At 40.4% G+C, this 24,886-nt stretch carries 25 protein-coding genes and 1 tRNA gene; 14 read left to right on the plus strand and 12 right to left on the minus strand.

Annotation, left to right across the window (positions count from 1 at the left end; translation table 11 throughout):
- Positions 1 to 20: 20 nt before the first annotated feature.
- Positions 21 to 998 carry a polyprenyl synthetase family protein gene (locus tag U0R10_RS05840; RefSeq protein ID WP_377983025.1) on the minus strand — a complete coding sequence of 326 codons (978 nt, stop codon included), beginning with the start codon at positions 996 to 998 and terminating at the stop codon, positions 21 to 23.
- Between the two features lies 1 nt (position 999).
- A complete protein-coding gene (locus U0R10_RS05845) occupies positions 1,000 to 2,214 on the minus strand; it encodes an NADH-quinone oxidoreductase subunit D (RefSeq protein WP_377983026.1) in 1,215 nt (404 codons plus the stop codon).
- A gap of 185 nt (positions 2,215 to 2,399) precedes the next feature.
- On the opposite strand from U0R10_RS05845, the gene rpmG reads away from it, so the two are divergent.
- The 3 genes from rpmG to ftsY all read left to right on the plus strand — a co-directional run bounded on the left by rpmG (position 2,400) and on the right by ftsY (position 3,829).
- Entirely contained in the window at positions 2,400 to 2,582 is a 183-nt protein-coding gene (rpmG, locus tag U0R10_RS05850) for a 50S ribosomal protein L33 (protein ID WP_109325429.1), read from the plus strand.
- Positions 2,583 to 2,600: 18 nt separating this feature from the next.
- Positions 2,601 to 2,753, plus strand: a complete 153-nt coding sequence (locus U0R10_RS05855; protein WP_109324168.1) for a DUF4295 domain-containing protein — start codon at positions 2,601 to 2,603, stop codon at positions 2,751 to 2,753.
- Between the two features lie 95 nt (positions 2,754 to 2,848).
- A complete protein-coding gene (gene ftsY, locus U0R10_RS05860; RefSeq protein WP_377983027.1) occupies positions 2,849 to 3,829 on the plus strand; it encodes a signal recognition particle-docking protein FtsY in 981 nt (326 codons plus the stop codon).
- Here ftsY and U0R10_RS05865 read toward each other — a convergent pair whose 3' ends face one another.
- Positions 3,830 to 5,500 carry a glutamine--tRNA ligase/YqeY domain fusion protein gene (locus tag U0R10_RS05865; protein WP_377983028.1) on the minus strand — a complete coding sequence of 557 codons (1,671 nt, stop codon included), beginning with the start codon at positions 5,498 to 5,500 and terminating at the stop codon, positions 3,830 to 3,832.
- Positions 5,501 to 5,758: 258 nt separating this feature from the next.
- Between U0R10_RS05865 and U0R10_RS05870 the strand changes: the two genes are divergently transcribed.
- The gene (locus U0R10_RS05870; protein WP_377983029.1) at positions 5,759 to 8,116 is read left to right on the plus strand and encodes a T9SS type A sorting domain-containing protein; all 2,358 of its coding nucleotides are present in this window, start codon (positions 5,759 to 5,761) and stop codon (positions 8,114 to 8,116) included.
- 49 nt (positions 8,117 to 8,165) lie between these two features.
- Positions 8,166 to 9,203, plus strand: a complete 1,038-nt coding sequence (locus U0R10_RS05875; RefSeq protein WP_377983030.1) for a WD40/YVTN/BNR-like repeat-containing protein — start codon at positions 8,166 to 8,168, stop codon at positions 9,201 to 9,203.
- Here the strand turns inward: U0R10_RS05875 and der are convergent.
- Both der and era read right to left on the minus strand, forming a co-directional pair.
- Positions 9,183 to 10,505 (minus strand): ribosome biogenesis GTPase Der, encoded by a 1,323-nt coding sequence (gene der / locus U0R10_RS05880; RefSeq protein ID WP_377983031.1) that lies wholly within the window; start codon positions 10,503 to 10,505, stop codon positions 9,183 to 9,185. The genes U0R10_RS05875 and der overlap by 21 nt on opposite strands.
- Before the next feature lie 12 nt (positions 10,506 to 10,517).
- Positions 10,518 to 11,420: a GTPase Era gene (gene era / locus U0R10_RS05885; RefSeq protein ID WP_377983032.1), complete on the minus strand. Its 903-nt coding sequence runs from the start codon at positions 11,418 to 11,420 to the stop codon at positions 10,518 to 10,520.
- Between the two features lie 97 nt (positions 11,421 to 11,517).
- On the opposite strand from era, the gene U0R10_RS05890 reads away from it, so the two are divergent.
- Together U0R10_RS05890 and U0R10_RS05895 are read left to right on the plus strand one after the other, a co-directional pair.
- A tRNA-Met gene (locus U0R10_RS05890) sits at positions 11,518 to 11,590 on the plus strand.
- Positions 11,591 to 11,745: 155 nt separating this feature from the next.
- Positions 11,746 to 12,060 carry a LytR/AlgR family response regulator transcription factor gene (locus U0R10_RS05895; RefSeq protein ID WP_377983033.1) on the plus strand — a complete coding sequence of 105 codons (315 nt, stop codon included), beginning with the start codon at positions 11,746 to 11,748 and terminating at the stop codon, positions 12,058 to 12,060.
- Positions 12,061 to 12,109: 49 nt separating this feature from the next.
- On the opposite strand, the gene U0R10_RS05900 is transcribed toward U0R10_RS05895, so the two are convergent.
- From U0R10_RS05900 to atpD, 6 genes are all read right to left on the minus strand, one after another.
- Positions 12,110 to 13,012: a flagellar motor protein MotB gene (locus U0R10_RS05900; RefSeq protein ID WP_377983034.1), complete on the minus strand. Its 903-nt coding sequence runs from the start codon at positions 13,010 to 13,012 to the stop codon at positions 12,110 to 12,112.
- A gap of 88 nt (positions 13,013 to 13,100) precedes the next feature.
- Complete coding sequence (locus U0R10_RS05905) at positions 13,101 to 14,891, minus strand: acyl-CoA dehydrogenase family protein (protein ID WP_377983035.1); 1,791 nt, start codon at positions 14,889 to 14,891, stop codon at positions 13,101 to 13,103.
- Positions 14,888 to 15,358, minus strand: coding sequence for a MarR family winged helix-turn-helix transcriptional regulator (locus U0R10_RS05910; RefSeq protein ID WP_377983036.1), 471 nt, complete (start codon positions 15,356 to 15,358; stop codon positions 14,888 to 14,890). The genes U0R10_RS05905 and U0R10_RS05910 overlap by 4 nt, the downstream gene beginning before the upstream one ends.
- 93 nt (positions 15,359 to 15,451) lie before the next feature.
- Positions 15,452 to 15,988, minus strand: a complete 537-nt coding sequence (locus tag U0R10_RS05915; protein WP_377983037.1) for a hypothetical protein — start codon at positions 15,986 to 15,988, stop codon at positions 15,452 to 15,454.
- A 6-nt stretch (positions 15,989 to 15,994) separates the two neighbouring features.
- Positions 15,995 to 16,225, minus strand: a complete 231-nt coding sequence (locus U0R10_RS05920; protein ID WP_377983038.1) for a F0F1 ATP synthase subunit delta/epsilon — start codon at positions 16,223 to 16,225, stop codon at positions 15,995 to 15,997.
- 8 nt (positions 16,226 to 16,233) lie between these two features.
- The gene (atpD, locus tag U0R10_RS05925; RefSeq protein ID WP_377983039.1) at positions 16,234 to 17,751 is read right to left on the minus strand and encodes a F0F1 ATP synthase subunit beta; all 1,518 of its coding nucleotides are present in this window, start codon (positions 17,749 to 17,751) and stop codon (positions 16,234 to 16,236) included.
- Positions 17,752 to 17,927: 176 nt separating this feature from the next.
- Between atpD and U0R10_RS05930 the strand changes: the two genes are divergently transcribed.
- On the plus strand, positions 17,928 to 20,078 hold the full coding sequence (locus U0R10_RS05930; RefSeq protein WP_377983040.1) for a tetratricopeptide repeat protein: 2,151 nt from the start codon (positions 17,928 to 17,930) through the stop codon (positions 20,076 to 20,078).
- 107 nt (positions 20,079 to 20,185) lie between these two features.
- A complete protein-coding gene (rpsJ, locus tag U0R10_RS05935; RefSeq protein WP_092014386.1) occupies positions 20,186 to 20,491 on the plus strand; it encodes a 30S ribosomal protein S10 in 306 nt (101 codons plus the stop codon).
- Between the two features lie 55 nt (positions 20,492 to 20,546).
- Here the strand turns inward: rpsJ and U0R10_RS05940 are convergent, their stop codons facing one another.
- Entirely contained in the window at positions 20,547 to 21,287 is a 741-nt protein-coding gene (locus U0R10_RS05940) for a glycosyltransferase family 2 protein (protein WP_377983041.1), read from the minus strand.
- 125 nt (positions 21,288 to 21,412) lie between these two features.
- On the opposite strand from U0R10_RS05940, the gene rpmH reads away from it, so the two are divergent.
- From rpmH to U0R10_RS05965, 5 genes are read left to right on the plus strand one after another with little or no spacing between them, the layout of a single operon-like run.
- A complete protein-coding gene (gene rpmH, locus U0R10_RS05945) occupies positions 21,413 to 21,568 on the plus strand; it encodes a 50S ribosomal protein L34 (RefSeq protein ID WP_127802947.1) in 156 nt (51 codons plus the stop codon).
- A gap of 59 nt (positions 21,569 to 21,627) precedes the next feature.
- Positions 21,628 to 22,020: a ribonuclease P protein component gene (locus U0R10_RS05950; protein ID WP_377983042.1), complete on the plus strand. Its 393-nt coding sequence runs from the start codon at positions 21,628 to 21,630 to the stop codon at positions 22,018 to 22,020.
- A complete protein-coding gene (locus U0R10_RS05955) occupies positions 22,017 to 23,666 on the plus strand; it encodes a S41 family peptidase (RefSeq protein ID WP_377983043.1) in 1,650 nt (549 codons plus the stop codon). Before U0R10_RS05950 ends, U0R10_RS05955 begins: the two co-directional genes overlap by 4 nt.
- A gap of 4 nt (positions 23,667 to 23,670) precedes the next feature.
- Positions 23,671 to 24,351, plus strand: coding sequence for a tRNA (adenosine(37)-N6)-threonylcarbamoyltransferase complex dimerization subunit type 1 TsaB (gene tsaB, locus U0R10_RS05960; protein WP_377983044.1), 681 nt, complete (start codon positions 23,671 to 23,673; stop codon positions 24,349 to 24,351).
- 1 nt (position 24,352) lies between these two features.
- A complete protein-coding gene (locus U0R10_RS05965; protein ID WP_377983045.1) occupies positions 24,353 to 24,880 on the plus strand; it encodes a DUF2480 family protein in 528 nt (175 codons plus the stop codon).
- Positions 24,881 to 24,886: the final 6 nt, after the last annotated feature.

Raw genomic sequence — 24,886 nt, forward strand, 5'->3', positions numbered from 1 at the left:
GACAAGACTACAAAACTACACTAAACTTCTCGATCAACCAACCCGGCCATAAACTTGCTCAAGGCAGATTTTTTATCTGGTTCGATGGAAAGTAACCCAACGGCTTCAAAAGCTTGATCAAAATACGCATTGATTTTGGCCTCCGTTTCTTCTCGAATTCCCAAATCTGTATAGAGCTGAGTTACAGCCTGTACTTTTTCCTGAGGATTTGGGTTTGGTCTTTGTATCCAATCTGTGAGTGACGCTAACTGCTCACCTTTGGCAGTTTCAAAAGCACGTATCAACAAATAGGTTTTTTTATTTGCCAGGATGTCTCCACCTACTTGCTTCCCAAATTTCTCCGGGTCACCGTACACATCGAGTAAATCATCTTTCAATTGAAAGCCTAAACCTACCGCTTCACCAATCGCATACAATGCCTGGGAAGTTGGCTTATCCATTTCTGCCAAAATTGCGCCCATTTCCATGGACAACCCAATTAATACTGAAGTCTTTAATCGAATCATTTCGATGTATTCCTCCACGCTGACTTCAGCACGCGTCTCGAAATTCATGTCCATTTGTTGGCCCTCACAAACCTCTGCAGCTGTCCGATTAAAACGCGTCAATAAATACTGATAGGCATTTAAACTCAGATGATCACATTGATTCAGGTATTGATAGGCATTAACGAGCATGACATCCCCTGAGAGAATGGCGATGTTGTCATTCCATTTTTCATGGACGGTAGGCTTGCCTCTACGAAGCGGCGCTTTGTCCATAATGTCGTCGTGCATCAGCGTGAAATTGTGGAAAATTTCAATCGACAAAGCTGAAGGAACCACTTTTTCCCAGTCTGATTTAAATAGGGAGTAGCTCAGCAAACAAAGGACAGGGCGAATGCGCTTCCCTCCCAATTGCATGAGGTATTGAATTGGATCATACAATTCTTTGGGCTCCTTACCCATTTGTTGGCGACTTATCTCTGCTTCTAAGGCAGGCAAAAATGCGTGTGTCATATTATCTATCTACTTCGCCCATCACTAAGTCCATGGAACCGATGATGGCTACTAAATCTGCTAAATAGGCCCCTTTGGCCAAATCTGGAATTACGGAAAGGTGGTGAAATGAACAGGCGCGCACTTTCATGCGTGATGGTATGTCTGATTTCCCATCGGCCCGAATAAAGAATCCGAGTTCTCCTTTCGGATTTTCAGCCCTTACGTACATATCTTGTGCGACTGGTCGTATTTTTTTCGGGACAAATTCCTGCGGATTAAACGCTTGGGTACGCTTATGTTCGCCAGTTAGTGCTTCCAAACATTGCTCAATAATTCGAATGGATTCAATGCATTCAAGTACGCGCACATGATTTCGATCCCAGCAATCACCCGTTTGACCGTGTAAACCTGCCCCGACAGGAATATCAAATTCCAAATCTGGATATACAGAATATCCGTCAACGCGACGTAAATCAAATGCCAAACCTGAACCACGTAATACTGGACCAGTGCAGCCAGTATTTATGGCTAGATTTAGGGGCAAAACACCTACATTGGCCGTACGCTTAATGAAAATACTATTTCCTTCGACGATTTGTTGGACTTCCCGAATCGTATTTTTTAATACGGGAATTAACTCCGCAGTACGCTCTTCAAAGCCTACGGGCAAATCGTAAAACAATCCTCCAACCCAAACATAGTTATACAACATCCGGGCGCCGGACAGCCATTCCAATAAGCGTTGAATGTGCTCGCGATCACGCATGAGCCATAAAAATGGTGTGTATGCACCAATATCTAACCCGTAAGTCCCAACAGCCACAAAATGTGAAGCAATGCGATTTAATTCTGCGACTAAAACACGAATGTATTCAATACGTTTGGGTAGCGTCCCTGTTATGCCCAACATCTTTTCAATACCCATCACGTAGGCGTGTTCTGAGTTCATGGAGGCCATGTAATCAAGTCGGTCTACGTAAGGAATGATTTGATTGTAGGGCAAAGATTGAGCGTGTTTCTCGAAGCAGCGGTGCAAATAACCTAGGTGCGGGACCACGTCAACAATAAGTTCCCCATCTGAAATGACTTCCAATCGTAATACACCGTGCGTAGATGGGTGTTGTGGCCCGAGCGAAATGATCATCTCTTCTGCTTTCAAGTCGGCCAAATCATATTGATTAGGATCTGAAAGCTTAAAATTCTCCGGACGGAAATCGTATTGAATAGAATTCATTAAACAAAAATGAAGAAACTATGGGAGAAATAAAAGCCTCCAAGATGTATTTGAGCGGTATCTTCAGTTAACAGATTGAAATTATCTGTTTTTTCATAGATATTTTCAATAAAGGTTTTGGCAAAAAAAATAATTCTTCTACCTTTGTAATCCGTTTCGAACAGAGGCGTAACCAATTTACAATTATGGCAAAGAAAGGAAATCGCATTCAGGTAATCTTAGAATGCACGGAGCACAAAGAGTCTGGTCTACCAGGAATGTCTCGTTATATTACAACGAAGAACCGTAAAAACACGACTGCACGTATTGAGTTGAAGAAATACAACCCAGTATTGAAGAAAGTTACTCTACACAAAGAAATTAAATAGGTTTAATACCCAGGAATTATGGCAAAGAAAGTAGTTGCAACACTAAAGAAAGAAGGAGGCGTTAAGTACGCTAAAATCATTAAGGCGGTTAAAAACCCAACGACAGGTGCGTATACCTTCAAAGAAGAGATTATTCTTCAAGATGAGGTTAATGCAGCGTTGAAAAACTAATTTTTTCGTCGGCACATTTTTAGCTAGAATATTTGAAGTCCCTTCATCAGGGACTTTTTTTTATTACCTTCACCTCATAAAATACGCACAAGCGGATGGGATTATTTGATTTTTTCAAGAAGAAGCCGGCTCCTGAGGAGCAAGCAGACCTCGAGCAGGCCTTAGATAAAGGCTTGGAAAAGACCAAGGAGGGCTTAATTTCTAAGATGGGTCGTGCGGTTTTGGGGAAATCCAAAGTTGACGATGATGTATTAGATGAGCTAGAAGAAATCTTATTGACATCGGATGTTGGCGTAGCCACCACACTAAAAATCATTGAGCGCATTGAGCGTCGTGTGGAACGCGATAAGTTTGTTTCTACGGAGGAATTAGATCAAGTATTACGGGAAGAGGTTGCGGCGCTGTTGGATGAGAACAAATCATACGACATTGAAAATGCGTTTGCGGAACCTAGCCAAAAACCCTATGTGATCATGGTGGTGGGTGTTAATGGAGTTGGAAAAACGACGACCATTGGAAAATTAGCCTCCCAGTTTCATCAAAATGGATTAAAGGTTGTTCTAGGAGCTGCGGACACGTTTCGTGCAGCCGCAGTGGACCAATTGAAACTTTGGGGAGAGCGCGTAGGAATCCCGGTCATTGATCATGGAATGAATACGGATCCGGCAGCGGTAGCTTATGATGCGGTGAAACAGGCCGTGGACATGCAGGCTGATATTGTAATCATTGATACGGCGGGCAGATTACACACCAAAGTCAACTTGATGACTGAGCTAGGCAAAATCAAACGTGTCATTCAGAAATTCATTCCTGAGGCTCCGCATGAAGTTTTACTCGTTCTGGATGGATCTACAGGCCAAAATGCCTTTATTCAGGCACAAGAATTCACGAAAGTAACTGAAATCACGGCACTCGCAATTACCAAATTAGATGGGACTGCGAAGGGTGGTGTGGTGATAGGGATTTCGGATCAATTCAAAATTCCGGTTAAATACATAGGGGTTGGCGAAAAAGTATCTGACTTGCAAGTGTTTAATAAGACCGCTTTTGTCGATTCCCTTTTCGCCAAAAAATAATTACTTCTTTTGTTCTTTCGCCCACGTATCTTTTAACGATACGGTTCGATTAAATACTAAATGATCTGGACTTGAGTCTTTATCCAGGCAGAAATATCCTTTACGTATAAACTGAACAGCTTCTTCAACCTTAGCTTGATTTAAGCTAGGTTCTACAAAAACGTTTGTAATCACCTCGAGAGATTCAGGATTAATGAATTTTGTGTAATCATCCCCTAATTCACCTGCATCTTCCACGATAAGCAAACGATCAAATAAACGAACTTCTGCTTGAATTGCATGCGGAATTGAAACCCAATGAATCGTGCCTTTTACATGAATACCTGATGTATCTTGGCCTGACTTGGACTCAGGAATATAAGTTGCGTGAATCTCCTTGACAGAGCCATCAGAGTTCAATTCGAATTGATCACAAGTGATAATATAAGCCCCTTTTAGCCGAACCTGAAGGCCAGGCCCCAATCGGAAAAACTTTTTCGGAGGGTCAACCATGAAATCATCCCGCTCAATATAAAGTTCTTTGGTAAATGGCACAATTCGTTTGCCTGTTTCAGGATCTTCCGGATTATTTTCAATCATCAAATCTTCGACTTGACCATCTGGATAATTTGTGATAATTAATTTAACGGGATCCATCACAGCCATCACGCGGTCGGCCGTTTTATTCAAATCCTCACGGATACAGAATTCCAACAAACTAATATCTATTAGGTTGTCGCGCTTCGCAACTCCAATTCGGTCACAAAAATTACGGATGGACGCAGCCGTATAACCTCTTCGGCGTAATCCCGAAATCGTGGGCATGCGCGGATCGTCCCAGCCGCTAACTAATTTCTCATTCACCATTTGTAACAATTTGCGCTTGCTCATGACGGTATGTGACAGATTTAAGCGCGCAAATTCGTACTGATGGGTTGGGAAAATTTCTAATTTATTTATAAACCAATCGTATAAGGGACGGTGCACATCAAACTCTAGCGTACAAATAGAATGGGTAATCCCTTCCATGGAGTCACTTTGTCCATGGGCAAAGTCGTACATGGGATAAATACACCATTGATTACCAGTGCGGTGATGAGGAACGTGCCGAATGCGATACATTAAAGGGTCTCGCATGTGCATGTTGGGGTGTCCCATGTCTATTTTGGCTCGTAAAACCTTTGCGCCGTCTGGAAATTCGCCATTGCGCATGGCTTTAAATAGTGCTAAATTTTCAGCGACTGAACGGTCGCGAAATGGGCTATTGGTGCCTGGTGTGGTCGGGGTACCTTTTTGAGCAGCAATTTCTTCTGCAGAAGAGTCGTCTACATAGGCCAAAGATTTTTCGATTAGGCTGATAGCAAATTGGTAGATTTGCTCGAAATAGTTAGAGGCATATAATTCATTCTCCCACTGAAACCCCAACCAGGAAACATCATGCTTGATCGAATCAACATATTCTGTTTCCTCAGTCATCGGATTGGTATCATCAAAACGTAAATTCGTACGACCACCGAAGCGTTGGGCAAGTCCAAAATTCAAACAAATACTTTTGGCATGGCCAATATGTAAGTATCCATTAGGCTCAGGCGGGAATCGAGTAAAAATCCCATTAGGATATTTACCAGCTGCAAGATCATCTTGAACAATCTCTTCTAAAAAATTCAACGACTTCGAATGCAACTCTTCCATTTAATCAATGATTGTTAAAACTTATAATATGACATCAGAATTTTTGTATCCCTAACACTTGGAATCAAGCTTCAAATTTAAACAATATTTCATGAATGCCGACAGCCGATTCTGATAAATCCTTGCATGAAAAAAATGCACAAAAAGTGACCTAACGATAAATTTCTTCTGTAAATCAGAAAAAAATTTTTAACTTGTGGCTTGGAAAATTACAAGTAAAAAAAATCCAAATCATCTACTCAATTATTTCTTACGATAATGACTAAATCTTTTAAAAACAACCTCATTGCAGCCCTTGTGTTATTGACTAGCGCCGCTGCATTTGGACAGCAAGCAAGAATCGACGGTAAGGTTGGCAATGTGACCATTGCGGGAGTCGACGGGTATGCAAGTAAGTTTGTAGCCACAGGTTGTCCGAGCCCATATACGTATGATTGGCGTTCCGAAAATAAATTCGGCACAACAGAAATGGATGCTCCAGGCGATTGGGATGAGTATTATGCATCAGGTTCAGGTGCCGATGGCAGACTTAATGTTCAAACCGTTGTGTTAAATAAATTTGGACGAGATGCCAAAGAACCTTATAGTTATTTTGTCCGTTGCAAAAGCCCTAATGGAAGCTATGGCACATATACACGAGTGACTATTGCTGTAATGATTCCTCGTATCAGTGATTACAAACCAACTATTTCTGTACAGCGATTAGAGTGTTCGGATGCAGATGACACTAATACAGGCACCACTCGGTTGCGCGCGGATGGCTGTTTTGGAGAAACCCGTTGGGTTACTCCAAATGGAACTGTTTGGAATGCAGGAGATGAATTTTTAACACTTAGTGGTAATAATTTTCAAGAAGGCACCTACTCAGCAGAATGTACATTTAATAACGTTGCAGGCCTTGAAGGTTCATATTCCCAAAAAGGATTTAGATTTGGTCTAAAACGTGCTATTGGCGCACCAAATGTTTCTATTTCAGCAGTAGGTCCACCAGATGCCTTTACAAAAGAAGTTTGCAAAGGAGAGACCGTTGTCATTAATTCAAGCTATGACATCAATAAATATCGCCCGTACGTCAATGCTCTTTGGTTAATGGAAGAAGCTGAATCTAAAGGTTTATACGGCGCAGCTGCTCGTGGCGCAACAGGTGCAGATTCTGAAACCTTAACAGCAAAATTAATTGCGGATAATAGCCGTGGTAAATATTTTATCCGATTGACTCCCAAAGACGCGGAATGCCCAACAAAAACCTCCAATGAAATCATGTTGTGGTATGTTAAATTACCAAAGCCTTCAATCGTCGGAAATCCTAAATACTGTTTAGATGCGACAACTACTTTAGCCGTTAAAGATTCTGCATTCGTATTGAATCAGGGTTATTTGTACAATCCGGCTGATCAAGCGAAGAGCAAGCCAACAAGACCAGAGAAATTTAATTGGTTCGTCAATGGTGTTGCAGCTCCTAATTATGGAACGAAACCTACATTTGTGATTGGTAGTAATGTATCTGTTACAGTAAACTATGTTTCCAACTACGGGTGTACCTCTGATCAATCTGATTCAGTAGCAGTTACAAATTATGAGCGTCCAGTAAAGCCAACAATCAAAGCGTTGACTCCAACAGGATTCTGTGAAGACAAGCCAATTCAAGCTAGATTAGAGTCTTCAGACTTGCCTAATGGTCAACCAACCAAGTATTTGTGGAATAATGCTTTGACAACTAAAATTATCGATATTTCAAAAATAGGTTTCTTTACAGTTCGTACGATAGACACCTTAGGTTGTTTCTCTTTGCCATCTGATACAACTGAAATCAAAGTATTTAAATTGCCAGCAGCACCATCGGTTGCTGTAGAAAATGGATTATCTCCAATTTTCTGCCAACGCTCTGATGCAGACTTTAATGTGTTCAATGCCGTTAACTTAGTTGCTACCACCAATTTTACGACAAACTGGTTCATTAATAAAGGAACAAGCTCCGCTTCAACAGGTAAAGTATATACTGGTGTTAGAACAAGTGGATCTTATTCAGCTAAAGTAACTGACGGAAATGGATGTATTTCTCTTTTCTCTAGCGAGATTAAAGTAATTGTTCAAGAAAATCCAGTTTCACCTAATGCATCCATCGTTAAAGAAGGAGTATATACCTTAAAGGCATTAAACTTCTTAGCTACAGACGGCGCTGGTAAAGGCGGTGATTACGAATGGAAATTTGGAACAACGTTATTGAATCCTAAATCATTTATCACGAAGGTGAAGACTGCAGGAGACTATACGGTTAGAAGAAGATATGCATATGTTATCGAAGGAACTCCATTAAATTGCTTTACGAGAACAGTTAGCTACAACTATGCCGTAGATCCTGAGTTCTCAGGTGTTGCGATTTATCCAAATCCAGCAACAGCAGGGAACATCGATATCCAAATCTTAGAGGATTGGTCAAATGCTGATGTAATGATCTTCGATATGGTAGGACGCGCTGTATTCTCCGGTAAGTTGGAAAATACACTAGGTACAAACAAACTAAATGTATCTGGCCTAGCAAACGGAATTTACATTTTACAAATCAAAGCCGCTGAAGACAAATCATTCGTTGGCAAGATTATTGTAAACAAATAAAATTCTTCTAATATCTTTAAGCCGCTCTCCCAAAAGAGCGGCTTTTTTTATGATGAAAAAATATACAATAATTTGCTTCATAGGTATCTTATGCCAAAGCTTTGGTCAATGGATGCCCGTTGAGATACCTACCAAATCATCCTTTAGAGCCTTAAAGTCTTTAGGTCAAGAGATTTGGGCAGGTGGTACCCAAGGTACATTTGGCCATTCTTCAGATGCTGGAAAGACCTGGAGATTCATGCAAATTCCGGGTGCTGAGAAACTTGATTTCCGAGATCTGGTTATTCTTAACAAACAAGACGTTTTACTCATGAGTGCGGGACCATCTGAAGAAGGGAAAGCGAGTATATGGCATACACTAGATGCAGGCGAGAATTGGAAAATAGTATTTGAAAAGAAGGAACCTGGATTTTTCTTTGACTGTATGCAATGGGATATTAACCAACAAGAAGGCTGGCTTTTAGCAGATCCAATTCAACAAAAACTTACCTTATTCCAAATAAGAAACAATATATTTACCCAAATTGACACAGCAAATTCTCCGTTACTTCAACCTAAAGAAGCATTCTTTGCGGCTAGTGGATCAAGTTTAAGTATGCAAGGCGATCATTTGTTGCTGACAGGCGGTGGCGGTACGCTTGCTCGAATTTACCAGAAACATAATCCAAAATCAGCGTGGAATTATACGGAGACTAACATACCAACCGGGGAAGCCAAAGGCTATTTTTCAATTGGTTCGAAAAATAAGAAAACATTTTGGGCTGTAGGTGGAGATTACCGAAAGTTAAATGAGAGTTCCATCCCAATATTGACAACGCAGGATGGCGGGAAAAGCTGGCAGAAATTAAATGATAATCCCTCCTTCTACATGGAAAAGGTGATTTGGGCTAAACCATATTGGATTGTATCCGGACCGAGTCAAAGCGCGGCCTATCATGAAAAAAAGAAACAATGGAAAAACCTAGGTCCTAGCTCCTATCACAATATCATACAAGTAGGTGAGGAAATCTGGGGAATCGGAGCGAAAGGCCAATTAGGGAAAATCAGCCTTTCGTCGATAGATAAACTATTTCTTGCGGAAAAATAAGGAGATGGGGGTACCATCCAATTGAAAATTCTTTCGCATTTGATTCTCTAAATAACGCTCATAACTTTCTTTAATATACTGAGGTAAATTACAGAAGAAAATGAACGTTGGGTATGGTGTAGAAACCTGCGTGCAATATTTAATTTTAATATATTTCCCTTTCCAAGCTGGTGGTGGATAGCTTTGGATAACGTCCAACATCACATCGTTTAATTTGGATGTAGATATTTTTTGTGAACGATTTTCATATACCTGAAGCATCATTTCCAAAACTTGGAAAATTCGCTTCTTCTCCATCACAGATGTAAATATCACTGGCATGTAATTCAATGGAGCCATTCGTTCTTTGATAGCCTTTTCAAGTGCGTTTGCCGTATTGGTATCTTTCGCAACCAAATCCCACTTATTCACCATCAAGACAATGCCTTTCTTAGCTTTATCAGCCATACTGACAATATTCATGTCTTGCGCCTCTAAACCCGTTAACGGGTCAATCGTAGTCGCATCAATCAATATGATAGCAATATCGCACTCCTCTAAGGCCTTAATAGAACGAAGAACAGAGTAATACTCAATATTATCATCAATACGCGCCTTACGACGTATACCTGCGGTGTCCGTGATTATAAAATCTTTTCCATAAAGGGTGTAGCGGTTTTGAATCGCATCACGTGTCGTCCCAGCCATATCGGTGACAATCGAACGATCACGTCCAAGCAACGCATTTAAAAAGGATGATTTCCCTACATTCGGGCGTCCAAGAATAGCAACACGCGGCACACCAGCTTCTGGATTTTCAATTCCTTCGTCTTTAAAATGTGAGATCATTACATCCAACATATCTCCAGTGCCACTACCACTTTCTGCTGCAATTGGAAAAGGGTCTCCTAAACCTAGCTCATAAAATTCCGCTGAAGCCATCGCTTTTTCATGCGTATCGGCCTTATTAGCTACTAAAATGACAGGTTTTTTTGACCGACGTAATACCTTAGCAAAATCCTTATCTAAATCGGTTAATCCAGTTTGACAATCTACGACGAACAATAATACCGCAGATTCTTCAATCGCCAATTCGACTTGTTCGCGAATAGCACCTTCGAAAATATCTTCGGAACCATGCACATATCCACCGGTATCAATAACCGAAAAGAATTTTCCGGTCCATTGGCCATACCCATAATGTCGATCGCGCGTGACGCCCGACATGTTGTCCATGATTGCTTTTTTCTGTTCAATTAAACGATTGAACAACGTTGATTTTCCCACATTGGGACGGCCTACAATGGCTACAATATTTGACATTTGTCTTAAAAATTAATCAGGTGAATACCCGAATGATCGCAATTTATCTGCTTTTGCACGCCAATCTGGCTCAACCTTCACAAATTGCTCTAAAAATACTTTCTTACCAAAAAACGCTTCTAAGTCGGCCCGTGCTTGAATCCCAACCTTCTTTATGCTCTCCCCTTTATGACCAATAATGATGGCTCTTTGGGAAACACGTTCTACGTAAATCTCCGTTGCAATTCGCAAAATAGCAGGCTCTTCTTTAAACAAAGTGACCACTACTTCACAAGAATACGGAATCTCCTTTTTGTAATTCATCAAAATCTTTTCCCGAATAATCTCAGCCGCAAAAAACCGCTCTGGTTTATCGGTCAATTCATCCTTGTCAAAAAATGGAGGATGAACTGGCAAATTTTCAACAATGTGTTTGAAAATTTGATCTAAATGCACGCCTTCTTGAGCAGAAATGGGTAAAATAGCCCGACCAGGAAAAATCCCTTGCCAGTAATCTAAACATTCTTGCAAGCGCTCCTGTGTAACCAAATCAATTTTGTTGATTAGTACAACAATAGGCGTCTCTGTATGATCCTTCCAATTTGTCAAAAAATCCAAATCTTCATAGGTATCAAAAACATCTGTCACATAAAGCACAACATCTGCATCCTCTAATGAATTCTTCACAAAAGCCATCATCGACTTGTGCAATTCATACTTTGGCATCAGTACACCTGGTGTATCAGAATATATGATTTGGTACTCATCACCCTCATGCTCACCGTTAAGCATTCCTAGAATGCGATGACGCGTAGTTTGCGCTTTCGAACTCACAATCGAAAGGCGCTCTCCCACGAGTGCATTCATCAACGTACTCTTACCTACGTTGGGCTTTCCAATGATACTAATAAAACCTGCTTTATGCTGATGGGCCATATAAAAACAACAATGCCCTTAAGGGAAAAATTGATTATTTTAGCAAAGATACTTGTTTTTCACGAAATAACCCTGCATATTTGCACTCCAATTACATCGCGGGGTGGAGCAGTTGGTAGCTCGTTGGGCTCATAACCCAAAGGTCGTCAGTTCGAGTCTGGCCCCCGCTACAGAGCAAAAAGGTCTTCAATCGAAGACCTTTTTTTATTTTCAACAACTCCCTAAGCCCTTTTGATAAAAAATCAACCGTTAGATAAGTCAATTTGCTTTACTATAAGCCAATTTTATAGGTTTGTAAAGTTTAAAAGCAAAATAGTGCGAACGTATGAAAATTGATATCAAATTACCAGGAATTGAAAACTGCCCTGTAAACACCATTGTATACATTGAAGGTAAAGGGAATTACAGCATTGTTCACTTGAAAAATCAAAAACAAGTGGTCATGGCAAAAACCCTTAAAAAATTTGAAGCTCAATTACGGTTAAATCAATTTGTACGTATACACAAGTCCTATCTTGTCAACAAAGAAAATATCCCTGCATTCGATGCTCAAGGCGCAACTGAAGTTCCCACAGCACTAGGAACCACATTGCCCATCTCACGTAGAAAACTAGATTTTGTTCGAAGAACATTCGCATAAAAAAAGGCCTCATTCATGAGGCCTTTTTTTATGTATACTAATCTCCTAATTAGTTCCCAGAAGTCTGAGGAGTCATTAGGTTAAAAAACTGATCCAACTTCGGAGTCACGATAATCTCTGTACGACGATTCTGCTTACGTCCCGCGCGGCTGTTATTACCTGATTGTGGTTCAAATTCACCACGACCTCCAGCAGTCATACGCTCAGGATCAACTCCAAATTTCGTCTGCAACAAACGAACAACAGATGTAGCACGCTTTGCAGAAAGATCCCAGTTGTCCTTAAATTCTGGTGTCGAAATAGGCACCGCATCTGTATGCCCTTCTACCAAGATGTCTAAATCTTTGTGATCATTTACCACCTTAGCAACTTTCGCTAATACAGCTTCCGCTTTCGAATTTACATTAGCTGAACCCGAAGCAAACATTAATTTATCAGAGATTGAGATGTAAACAACACCTTTTTTCACTTCAACAGTTACATCTTCATCGTTAATATCAGCCAAAGAACGTTTCAAATTCATCACTAAAGATAAATTAACAGAGTCTTTACGTTGAATAGATGAGTTCAAGTCTTTGATGTATTTTCCTTGTTCGTTTAATGCATCTAATGACTTACGGATACTCTCAGCACCTGATTTATTAATAACAGAAAGATCAGACAAACGATCCAACAAATTTGTATTTGTCTTCTTCATATAATCTAATTGCTCCTGAATTGACTTCAATGCAGCTGTTTTAGTTTCCAAATCAGCATCTCTCTTCTTGATTTCACCTTGAAGACTCGCTGTCAATGATTGACAATCAGCTAAATCTGATTTAGCACGTGAAACCGCTTGGTCACTGCTAGTTTGCAATTCTGTCAAACGAGACTGTAACTCAGCCATTTTCTTCTTGCTAGAACAAGCGAAAAAGAACGGCATCATCGCCAAGACTAATAGTAGTTTTTTCATAAAATTAAAGTTAAGTAACTATGGGTTATTAAGATTTTAGCAAAAATATAAATCAAAAATATATAATTTGTCCTGAAAACCGAAAAAATTAAAAAATATAGCCATTTTTTGCAATTGCAGCTTGTGCAATCACACGTCTTGCTTCAATTAAATTCTTAGGTGCGATTTTCGTAAAGCGTTTCAATCCCAATAACAATACATTAAGCTCATCCCCTTTTGCAAATCCCATGATAACCTCTTTTCCTGCATTATGTATTTTATCTACAGCCTCATGTAAATAAACAAGTGCACATTCATAGGCAACCTGATGCTTATCCTGACCATCACGCTGAACTAATTTATCAACACGTGCTAAAGCAGATTCAGCGATGTACACCTCAATCATCATATCCGAGACACCCATCAAAATTTCTTGCTCTTGCTCAATTGCCGTTGTAAATTTTTGTAAAGCAGCACCAGAAGTCATTAGTATTGCCTTTTTTAGATTCGCAATCACCTGATACTCTTTCCCAAAAATTCCCTCAGGCACCGAACTAATAAAATCTGGAACTCCTAAAATCTCTTTACCCACAGCCATAGCCGCAGGCATTAATTCAATTTCCCCTTTCATGGCCCGCTTTAATACGGTTCCAATCGCAAGCAAACGGTTTATTTCGTTTGTCCCTTCAAAGATTCTGTTAATACGTGAATCCCGGTAAGCCCGCTCCATGGGCGCCTCCGCAGAAAAACCCATTCCTCCAAAAATCTGAACGCCTTCATCTACGACAAAATCAAGAACCTCAGAAGCGTGCACCTTTAAAATGGCGCATTCTATGGCAAATTGTTCAACACCCTTCAACTTCGCCTCAGCATCACCCATGCCTCCAGCCTTTAAACTCACAATCGAATCATCGATATTTTGACCGGCACGGTAAGACGCAGATTCTGAAGCATAAATTTTTACAATCATCGAGGCCAACTTAGCCTGAATCGCACCAAAAGATTGAATTGATTGACCAAATTGCTTACGCTCAAAAGAATAATTCACCGCCTGATCGACTACCTGTTTTGCTCCACCCAACACAGCTGCAGCTAATTTGATTCGACCAATATTCAGAATATTTACGGCAATTTTAAATCCTCCTTCTCGCTCAAAAAGTAAATTTTCTTTAGGAACCTCACAGTCCGTAAAAAATACTTGACGTGTCGAACTCCCTTTTATCCCCATTTTATGCTCCTCAGCATTCATGGTTATGCCCGGAAATGACTTTTCAACTAGAAAAGCTGTTAACTTCTTGTCATCGTCAATCTTAGCAAAAACAATAAATAAGTCGGCAAATCCTCCATTCGTAATCCACATTTTCTGACCATTAATCACATAATGTGTCCCCGCTGAATTTAATTTTGCTTTCGTCTTCGCTGCATTCGCATCAGAACCGGAATCTGGCTCAGTCAAGCAATAAGCGGCTTTCCATTCGCCTGATGCTAATTTGGGAAGATACATTTGCTTTTGCGCCTCTGTCCCATAATATACAATAGGCAAGGTTCCAATACCCGTATGCGCTGAAAGTGCCACAGCAAAAGAATGACCAGCGCCACAAGCCTCAGCCACAAGCATAGAAGTATTAAAATCCATACCGAAGCCACCATATTCCTCAGGAACCGAAGTGCCCAACAACCCTAACTCGCCCGCCTTATCTAAAAGGCCAACCATCACCGAGGTATCAGTGGCATAATCAATCTGGTCTAAAATAGGATGCACTTCAGCCTTGATGAAATCAAGACACGTTTGACCGATCATCTTTTGCTCCTCAGTGAAATCCTCCGGAATAAATACTTCTAAAGGTTCTACCGGACGAATTAAAAATTCACCTCCCTTTATGGCTATTGAACTACTCATGGCTTTATCTTTAGTTTTGTTGACACAGACTCTATAATTGTATTTGACTCTTGCTCTAATATCTGATTGATCGAAGCGATTACTTCAAAAAAATCACTAATTTTTTGCTCACCAATGCGCTGATAAACAAGCTCATTAAATAAAATAACTCCTTGCCGCGCTTGATCACGCTTCTGCTTCCCTAAATCAGTTAAAAATATTTTTACCACACGCTTATCGGCATAATTCGCCTCCCGTCGGATCCATTTTTTATCCTCCAATGTCTTCAACATACGCGTTAAGCTTCTGGACTCTAAACCAAGCGCTGGTGCAATTTTTGTAGCAGGCGTACCTTCTTTGTCGATGTGCAACAGCACATAGCCGATAGCCATGGTCATGTCAAATTGGGCGGAAAATGTGTTGTACATGCGGGAGATAGCATACCAACTAGACTTAATTTGGAAATCGACGGTTTTTTCTGCTTTCATATTTTGTATTTGTATGCGCGCATACTCAAGTAAATTTGAAACAAAAAAAAATAGGATGCAAGCATCCTATTTTGAAAATTCTAGAAACTATTCTTATTTGATTCGATTTCCACGCATACGTTTGCTATTAACCTTCAAACCTGAAAAAGATGATTTCATGATTAGCAAACGAACCTTCTTCTTGTTGTAAAGTAAATATTTGTTACCGTCATACGATAAGCGGGAAAAGGTAGGACTACCCGAATCATCTACTAACTGATAGTAATACTCGCCTCGCTCACCTAAAACAGGAGCAAAATGTAAGCTTTTTTCTATTCCAGCACCTGCCTCAAAAGAAATCAATAATTGATCTTGTGATTCTTTCACTAAAACGCCAGGCGTTTGTGGCTCTAGATTTACACGATTAATTGACTTACCATTGACAATCATCACCTTACCCGATTTTACATTGGCATCAGAAGCATTTAATTCGCGTTCCAAAAACAAGGCATTGTCATTATAAAACTGAATTTTATCTAAAGGCAATTGGTTCTCTTTAATCAAAGTCATTAAAGAACCTGTTAACTGCGTTTTTTCTGAACAAGATGACAGCAAACCTAAACCTAGAAATAAAATCGCAACTCGTTTCATTGATGATTAATTTATGCCTTCTGCAAGGATTAAAACTTTATTGTTTAATACTTCAACGACACCACCTTCAATTTGAAAAACATCCTTATCAGCCGATAGCGTACCTTTCTCTAGCGTACTAACCAAGGCCGCGTGATCATTCAAAATTTGAAAAGATCCATCCACGCCTGGTAAAGTTACCACAGAAGCCTCTCCGGCGAATACCTTACGGTCAGGTGTTATTATTTCTACAAACATAGTTTTTATTATTTCGCAGCTTCTGCAATCAATTTTTCTCCTTTAACAACAGCATCTTCAATGGTTCCCACTAAGTTGAAAGCAGCTTCAGGTAAATGATCATATTCTCCATCAATGATTGCGTTGAATCCTTTGATTGTATCGTTGATATCTACTAGAACGCCTTTCAAGCCTGTAAATTGTTCAGCTACGAAGAAAGGTTGAGATAAGAAACGTTGTACACGACGAGCGCGAGAAACAACTAATTTATCTTCTTCAGATAATTCATCCAAACCTAAGATCGCGATGATATCTTGTAACTCTTTGTAACGCTGTAAAATTTCCTTCACACGTTGCGCTGTATTGTAGTGAGAATCACCTAAAACTTCAGCAGATAAAATACGAGATGAAGAATCCAAAGGATCCACCGCAGGGTAAATACCTAATTCAGCAATCTTACGAGACAATACCGTTGTCGCATCTAAGTGAGCAAACGTTGTTGCCGGCGCTGGATCCGTTAAGTCATCGGCAGGTACGTAAACCGCTTGTACCGAGGTAATCGAACCACGTTTTGTCGACGTAATACGCTCTTGCATCGCTCCCATCTCAGTCGCCAATGTTGGTTGGTAACCTACCGCTGATGGCATACGACCCAATAGGGCAGATACCTCAGAACCAGCTTGTGTAAAACGGAAGATATTATCGATAAAGAACAAGATATCACGTCCTTGACCTTCGCCATCTCCATCACGGAAGTGCTCTGCTACAGTCAATCCTGACAAAGCCACACGTGCACGTGCTCCAGGAGGCTCGTTCATTTGACCGAACACCAAGGTAGCTTGTGACTTCGCTAATTCAGTTTGATCTACTTTAGATAGATCCCACTCCCCAGCTTCCATTGAATGCTTAAACTCTTCACCATATTTAATAACGCCAGATTCAATCATCTCACGTAATAAGTCATTTCCTTCACGCGTACGCTCTCCTACACCTGCAAAAACAGATAAACCTTCGTAAGCCTTCGCGATATTATTAATCAACTCCATGATCAATACAGTTTTACCTACACCGGCACCACCGAACAAACCAATTTTACCCCCTTTTACATAAGGAGCTAATAAGTCGATAACTTTAATTCCTGTGAATAAGACCTCAGTTGTTGTCGCTAATTCATCAAATTTTGGCGCAGCACGGTGAATTGGCAAGCCTTTGTCAGACTTAGGCTGTGAAATACCATCAATAGCATCTCCTACCACATTAAACAAACGGCCTTTAATTCCATCACCCGTAGGCATGGTCATTGGAGTTCCTTTGTCGATTACCTCTTGACCTCTTTGAAGACCTTCTGTACCCTCCATTGCGATTGTTCTTACACGATCTTCGCCTAAATGTTGCTGAACCTCTAAAATAAGATGCTGACCATTTGATTTGGTAACAGAAAGAGCGTTTAAAATCGCTGGTAAATGTGAACCTTCTCCTTCGAAGCTTACATCGACTACGGGCCCAATAACTTGAGCAACTCTCCCTTTATTAACTGCGTTTGCCATTTGAAAATTAATTATATGAAAATGAGAAATCCATTCGAACTGCAAAATTAGTGGGTAAATTCCAATATGCAAAACGGATATTGTATTTTTCTCCTTTTTTTTGACAATATCGGCCCGATTCTTTGAATGAATTAAAGTTTATGTAGAAATTAGATTTTTAAAATTCAGCCAAAATCGTGCAACAAAAAATTCAAACGATAGTTCTTAGCCTTCTAAGCTACCTTTGCCTCTCTTGCCTCGTATTTTTATTCTGGCTAAAACCCGAACTTATTCAAGTCAATGAAATAAGCGAATTAATCCCAGACCAAGGAACTGTTGACCAAAACCAAGCTTTACAATTACAGTCAACGATCTTATTTGTTCGCCAGTCGTTCAATTTATCCGTCATTACACCTGCTTCCTGGCCGCTGGTAATTTCCTTTTCCCTATTTAGCATCGGTCTCAGCGTACTTATTGTTTTATTCAAAAAATCAACACGCATTTCGTGGGACTACCTAGGTAGCGGCCTAGTACTTGGATTAGGTATTATTTTTTGGTCATTACCACAAATAAATACAACAGAACTACTCCTCTTTCTCTCGGATCAACTAAATATGCTTGGTATTGCTGCCCTCATGGCGCTATCAATTTTGTCCTCATCAGCGATACCCCAAGCTATTTTTCAGATTGGACACACGAATTCTTATTCACTTAGCTTAAAAAATTGGACGATTCTAGCTGGATTTTATGCGGGAAATTTATTTCTCAGCTACGCAAATACACATCTTTATTGGGATTTAGGACTGCATATACCTCCAATCCTTTTCGGAATCGCAAGTTGGATTTTATTCCTATGGGACGATAAACACCATGGACTTCTCCGCATTGGCCTTGGATTCATTGCCATAGCAGTCCTCTTTAACTGGGCTTCGCTCGGGAATGACGCTGGCATCGCAGCATGGGAACATTGGACCTTGATATGCCATTTAACCATGGCCATACTTTTCCCACTTTTCCTGATTAGTAATTTTCAAACACCCATCCGCCAGAATCTACCTGTATACAAGATTACACATAAAGCGCCTCGGGTACCATTGAACCTAATTTACATCGGTATTTGTATCCTAAGTATCGCCTGGGTATTTGCTCGGAATGGAAGCGCCTGGCATCAAGTCAAAGCTGCGCTTGCAAATCAATCTGGCGATATTGCCTGGTTGCTGCATGATAAAAAGCAAGCAGAATTTGCCTATCAACATGCGATGGGGCACAGTAAATTAAATGGACAAAGTAGCTTTCGGTTAGCAAATTTAGCCTTGGAAGCGCATGATCTTGAAACTGCTGCCTATTATTTGAGTACTAGCCAATTGAAACATCCGACAGACGCAAGCTATGTGGGATTGGCCAATATATTCCAACAAGAAAATCAGTACTTTCAAGCACTTTTTACACTGCAAAAGGCTAACCAAATCTTCCCCGAAAACCTGCGCATATTGACCCAAATGGCTCGCACCTATGAAAGTCTTCAGATTGTAGACTCGGCCCAATATTTTTACCAAAAAGCAGCATTAGCCTTTCCAAAAAATGCACTAGCGCAAGCTAACCTATTATATTCCCAGAAAAAGGTCATACTAGATTTGCCAATAGATAATCCCTCCATTCATACCAATAAACTTGCCATTTTACTCAAAAACGGCACTTTTGCGACCGACACCCCTTCGATTGAAAACCTTGATCCAACAGGCGATTTGCGCGATTGGGCAAACATTTACAACTCCATGCTTTATTTCAAAGGCAAACTAGACATATTGCCCACGCAGCGATGGATTGCAAAAGGATACGGAAATACAATTTTCCCTGAACTACTTCTGCTCGATGCTTGGCAGGATTACTATCATCAAAAACCATTGCGCGCACTCGAGAAACTCAGCCTTGTTGTGGATTCAGATGCAACAGGAAAACTAGATGCCTACAAAAACATTGTTGATTATTGGCGAAAATCTATGCGGATGACTCGCGGCCAACTTCCCAAGAAAGACTTGAAATCTGCTCTTTTGGCCATTGAAGCATATCCATTCCAACCCGACATACTGCAAGAAGCAATCCTGATTTTGAATACCAATAAAAGAGAAAAACAAGCATATGAAGCCAGCTTGCAAGCGGCTCGGTGGAATGAAAATGAGGCCGTTTTCCAATGGATTTATGCACTTCAGGCGTTGAAAATGGGTGAAATCGATTATGCCAAAGAGGCCATGAATCGCTTGAATATTTTAGATAAAAAGCTATTTACAGCGAGCAAATCCGTATTTGATAAGGAATTGCAACAAGCGGTGGCCCGACAAAAATTCTAGCAGAGATTTGGTAGTCAGCCTTTTATGATATACTTTTGCAGTCGAGTAAAATACCCAGCGGAGTTAATGGTTCTTTCGCGCGGTATACACCTAATGAACCAAATTTTATGAATCAAAAAATTCGCATTAAGTTGAAGTCGTTCGACCATACATTGGTTGACAAATCAGCTGAAAAAATCGTTAAGGCGGTTAAAGCTACAGGTGCTGTTGTTTCAGGCCCGATTCCATTACCTACAAAAATTGAGAAATTTACTGTTTTGCGTTCACCACACGTGAACAAGAAAGCGCGTGAGCAATTCCAATTATGTACGTATAAGCGTTTAATTGACATCTTCTCTTCTTCTGCCAAAACAGTAGACGCGTTGATGAAATTAGAATTGCCTTCAGGTGTAGATGTTGAAATCAAAGTTTAACTTTCGTTTGACTTCACACACAAAAAACCTCTCCAGGAAACTGAAGAGGTTTTTTTTATTGAAACAATTGAATGATTTTACGAATGGGCTTGAGTGTTACCGTAAAAAAATATGGCTTTAAATCATTTAACGCCCAAGCCTTGCGATCCTCGCGATTGGCTACCCAGCGATGCTTCCACGAAGCCGTACTTGTTCCACCGTTACGCATTGTCATCAGTAATTTAGGCAAGTACGCAACAGATATCCGATGTTTATACAGCGCCCGTAACATCCACTCATAGTCGGCAGCACACGTAAAATCTGTTCGATAATTCCCCAATCGCTCATATACATCTCGCTTGACATAAAATGACAAATGAGGTGGCATCCAGCCGTAAAGCCAATTTTTGACTTGATACGCTCCGGCTTTCCAGTACCGCACCACACGCATGGATTCAGGATCTACAAATTGAATATCGCCGTAAATGGCATCGGTTTGATTTGACTGAAAACTAGCTACAACGGATGAAACGACGTCAGAGGTTGGGTAAAAATCATCAGCTCCGATTACGCCTACTATGTCACCAGATATACGCGCTAAACCTTTATTCAAGGCATCATATATGCCCGAATCCTTTTCAGAAATAAAATGAATTCTTCCCGCATAGGATTCCAAGATCTCTACACTACCATCATTGGAACCTCCATCGATGACCCAATATTCGATATTGGAATAATCTTGACTTAATACACTATCGATGGTCTGCCTTAAGGTAGCAGCCGATTGATAAGCGACAGTTAAAATGGATACTTTCACGGTGTGGGACAAAGAACAAATTTAAATATTATATTTTTTTTACTTGGGGCTTGACAAAAATATATTTTTACGTACCTTTGCAAACCCAATTCGATGCTAACGGTCGGATTTAAATTAATAAAGCAATGAAAAGAACGTTCCAACCCTCAGTACGTAAAAGAAAGAACAAGCACGGATTCCGTGAGCGTATGTCTACTGCAAATGGTCGTCGTGTGTTAACTGCACGTCGCGCAAAAGGTCGTCATAAATTATCTGTTTCTGACGAGAAGAGAGGTAAATAAGCCATAGATTAGAGTAGAGCTGATTTCTGGCTAGCTGTTACTTAAAAAGTATTCTTGCCGTGAAATTTAATTTTCCGAAATCAGAGCGTTTAACGCAACTCAAAATTATAGATTCTTTATTCCAAAAGGATAGCCAAACGGTACACAACCGATTTGTCTATCCTTTTCGAGTTTTGTACCAGGTAACTCCTTCAGGTACGAGCCCCAACAAGCCCCAAATCGTTATATCTGTCCCAAAGCGTAAATTCAAAAAAGCAGTTGATCGTAATTTGATCAAACGCCGGATCCGAGAGGCCTACAGACTTACCAAGCCCTTTTTCGAAGGGGACGACTTTCAAGCGCTTCCTTGCTACATGGGTTTTGTTTATATTGGGTCCGCAATTGAACCGTATGACCTGATCAAAAAACGCATGGAATCCATATTGAAGGAATTTAGCACAGCAAAATCATGAGATTTACGAAAAAGAGGTACTTCTTTATTTTCAGCTTGGTGCTAGGGATTTCGTTAGCATCAGCTTCATTCGTTGCCACCAATGATCGATTATTTGAAATTGCCAAAAATCTTGACATCTACGCATCTGTTTTTAAAGAACTGAATAAGTATTATGTGGATGAAGTAGATCCTCAAAAGGCCATGCAAACATCCGTGGATGCATTACTTAAATCATTCGACCCCTACACCGTTTTTTATCCAGAGGATGAGCTGGAAGACTTTTTGTTAATGACAACAGGTAAGTACCAAGGGATTGGTATTCAGCTCAGCGAGATTAATCAACAACATCACATTACTTTTATTGAATCTGATAGCCCTGCTGAAAAAGCTGGATTACAGATTGGCGATCAACTCATCGCAATCAATGACATCCGTATCACATCCAAAATAGAAACAGATCCTGCCCAACTAATGAAAGGAGCGGAAAATGCCCCTTTAGTGATCGAAATACAAAGACCTGGGGCACAAAGCACGCAAAAAATAACCTTGACACGTGCCACTGTTCAGATTAAAAATGTTAGCTATTTTGGAATAATCCAACCAGGAATCGGATACATTCAATTGGACGAATTTAACGCTAGTGCAGCTAAAGAGATGAAAAGTGCGCTAGTTTCCCTAAAACAACAAGGGATGAAGTCCCTCATATTAGATTTACGCAATAATCCGGGTGGACTCCTTACTCAGGCCATTGACATTTGTAATTTGTTCCTACCCAAGGGAACAAAAATTGTTGAAACGCGTGGGAAAATTGAAGAATGGAATAAATCCTATGCGGGCCTAAACGCCAGCTTTGATACCGAAACACCCATGGTTGTTTTGATCAATAAAAATTCAGCATCTGCAGCAGAAATTGTGGCAGGTGTTTTACAAGATTATGATCGGGCGGTCATTATCGGTCAAAAAAGTTATGGCAAAGGACTTGTACAGGTCACACGTGATTTGCCGTTTCACACTAAAATTAAAATCACGACAGCAAAATATTATACGCCAAGTGGACGCTGCATTCAAGCTGTCGAATACAAAAATGGATCTGCGATCACACATGCGGATTCAACGAATCGCACATTTCTAACCAAAAATGGGCGTAAAGTAGTGGAAGGTGGTGGAATTACACCAGATCAGGTTGTGCTTAAATCACAGCAATCGTCCTTCATACATGCACTGCTTAAACAATATAAAATATATCTTTTCGCACTAGCCTATCGAATCAAAAATCCAAGCATTTCATCCGCAGCAAAATTTGAATTCACGCAATCAGATCTTGTTAGCTTTGAATCTTGGCTCATACAAAGTGACTTTACCTTCGAAAGTACCATTCAATCCCAAGTAAAAACCTTACTAGCCGCTACCGAAAAAGACCCAGCATATGCCACGTTGAATCAGTCTTTACTAGCTGCAAAGGCAGGGGAAAAAATCACCTTACACCAAGAGATTCAAGCCAATCAAGAGGAATTGAAACAATTGATAAGCCAAGAAATTATTTTACATTATTATTTGCAGAAAGGGGTAAATCAATGGGCAAATACCCATGATCCCATCATTCAAGCGGGTGAATCCTTGTTGCAGAAACCGAATAAATTCCAGTCCATTTTGACGTTAAAATAAGCTAATGAGTTATATTCTTTCCATCGAAACGACGACTCCCCTCTGTTCTGTTGCGCTACATCAGGATGGAAAGTTATGCTATTCATGTGAGTCGCAAGAAGAAGGAGTTCATGGCAAAAAATTAACCCGATTAATCGAACAGGCGCTTCAGCAAGCTGAAATACAAGCAAACCAATTAGCTGCCATTGCCATTTCGAATGGACCAGGTTCATACACAGGATTACGCATTGGATTAGCGACAGCCAAAGGACTTTGCTTTGGCCTTGACCTCCCACTAATTACCCTAAATACATTGGAAATCATGGCCGCGGCTTGGGGAAAAAAGCCGAATAGCCTTTTACTCCCCATGATCGATGCTAGGCGTATGGAAGTTTATGCTGCTATTTTGGATCCACATAACAAGACAATTGCCTTAGAAACTCAAGCGGTCATTTTGGAACCAGACACATTTCAATCGATCAATCAAAAGATGATAGCATTCGGGAATGGCGCTATGAAGTGGCAGGAAACATGCCAACATCCCCTGATTGAATTTTCGGAGGCGCACCCATATCCTGAAGCAAAAAACATGGGATTACTCGCATTCGAGCAATTTCAGAACAACGTATTCGCGCCAATTGTAACGACAGAGCCAAACTATTTAAAAGAATTTATGGGTACAAAACCCAAAACATCCAAAAGTTAATATGGAAGAACCTATCATCAATCGCGTTAATCAAAGTGGCTTAATCCAATTGGATTTAGAAACCATGCGCACGCCTGGCGACCGGATCTTTTTCGATTTAGCTCCACTCCTTTTCATGGGTTTAGCCTTGAAAGAAAAAGAGTACCGTGAATTTTTGGCCGGGCATGACTGGTCGGCATACCAAGACAAATTCGTGGCCATCGGTTGTACTGCAGACGCCATTATTCCCACGTGGGCATATATGTTGGCGGCCACCTACCTCAACCCTGTCGCACGTTTGGCCATTTTTGGCAATCTGGCTGATTTAGAAAAAACGTTATATCTAAGCAAAATTGAGTCGATTGATGCGGCAGAATTTCAAGATACACGAATCGTCATCAAAGGCTGTTCAAAGGAGTCTGTGCCTACAGATGCCTATGTGGCATTAATGCAAAAACTACAACCCGTTGCGAAAAGCATTTTTTTTGGCGAGCCTTGTAGCACCGTACCTTTATTCAAAAAAGCAGTACAGCCCAAAAATAATTCCTAGCTTTGC

Origin of the sequence: Aquirufa avitistagni (assembly GCF_042715545.1) — a bacterium.
Lineage (GTDB): Bacteria > Bacteroidota > Bacteroidia > Cytophagales > Spirosomataceae > Aquirufa > Aquirufa avitistagni.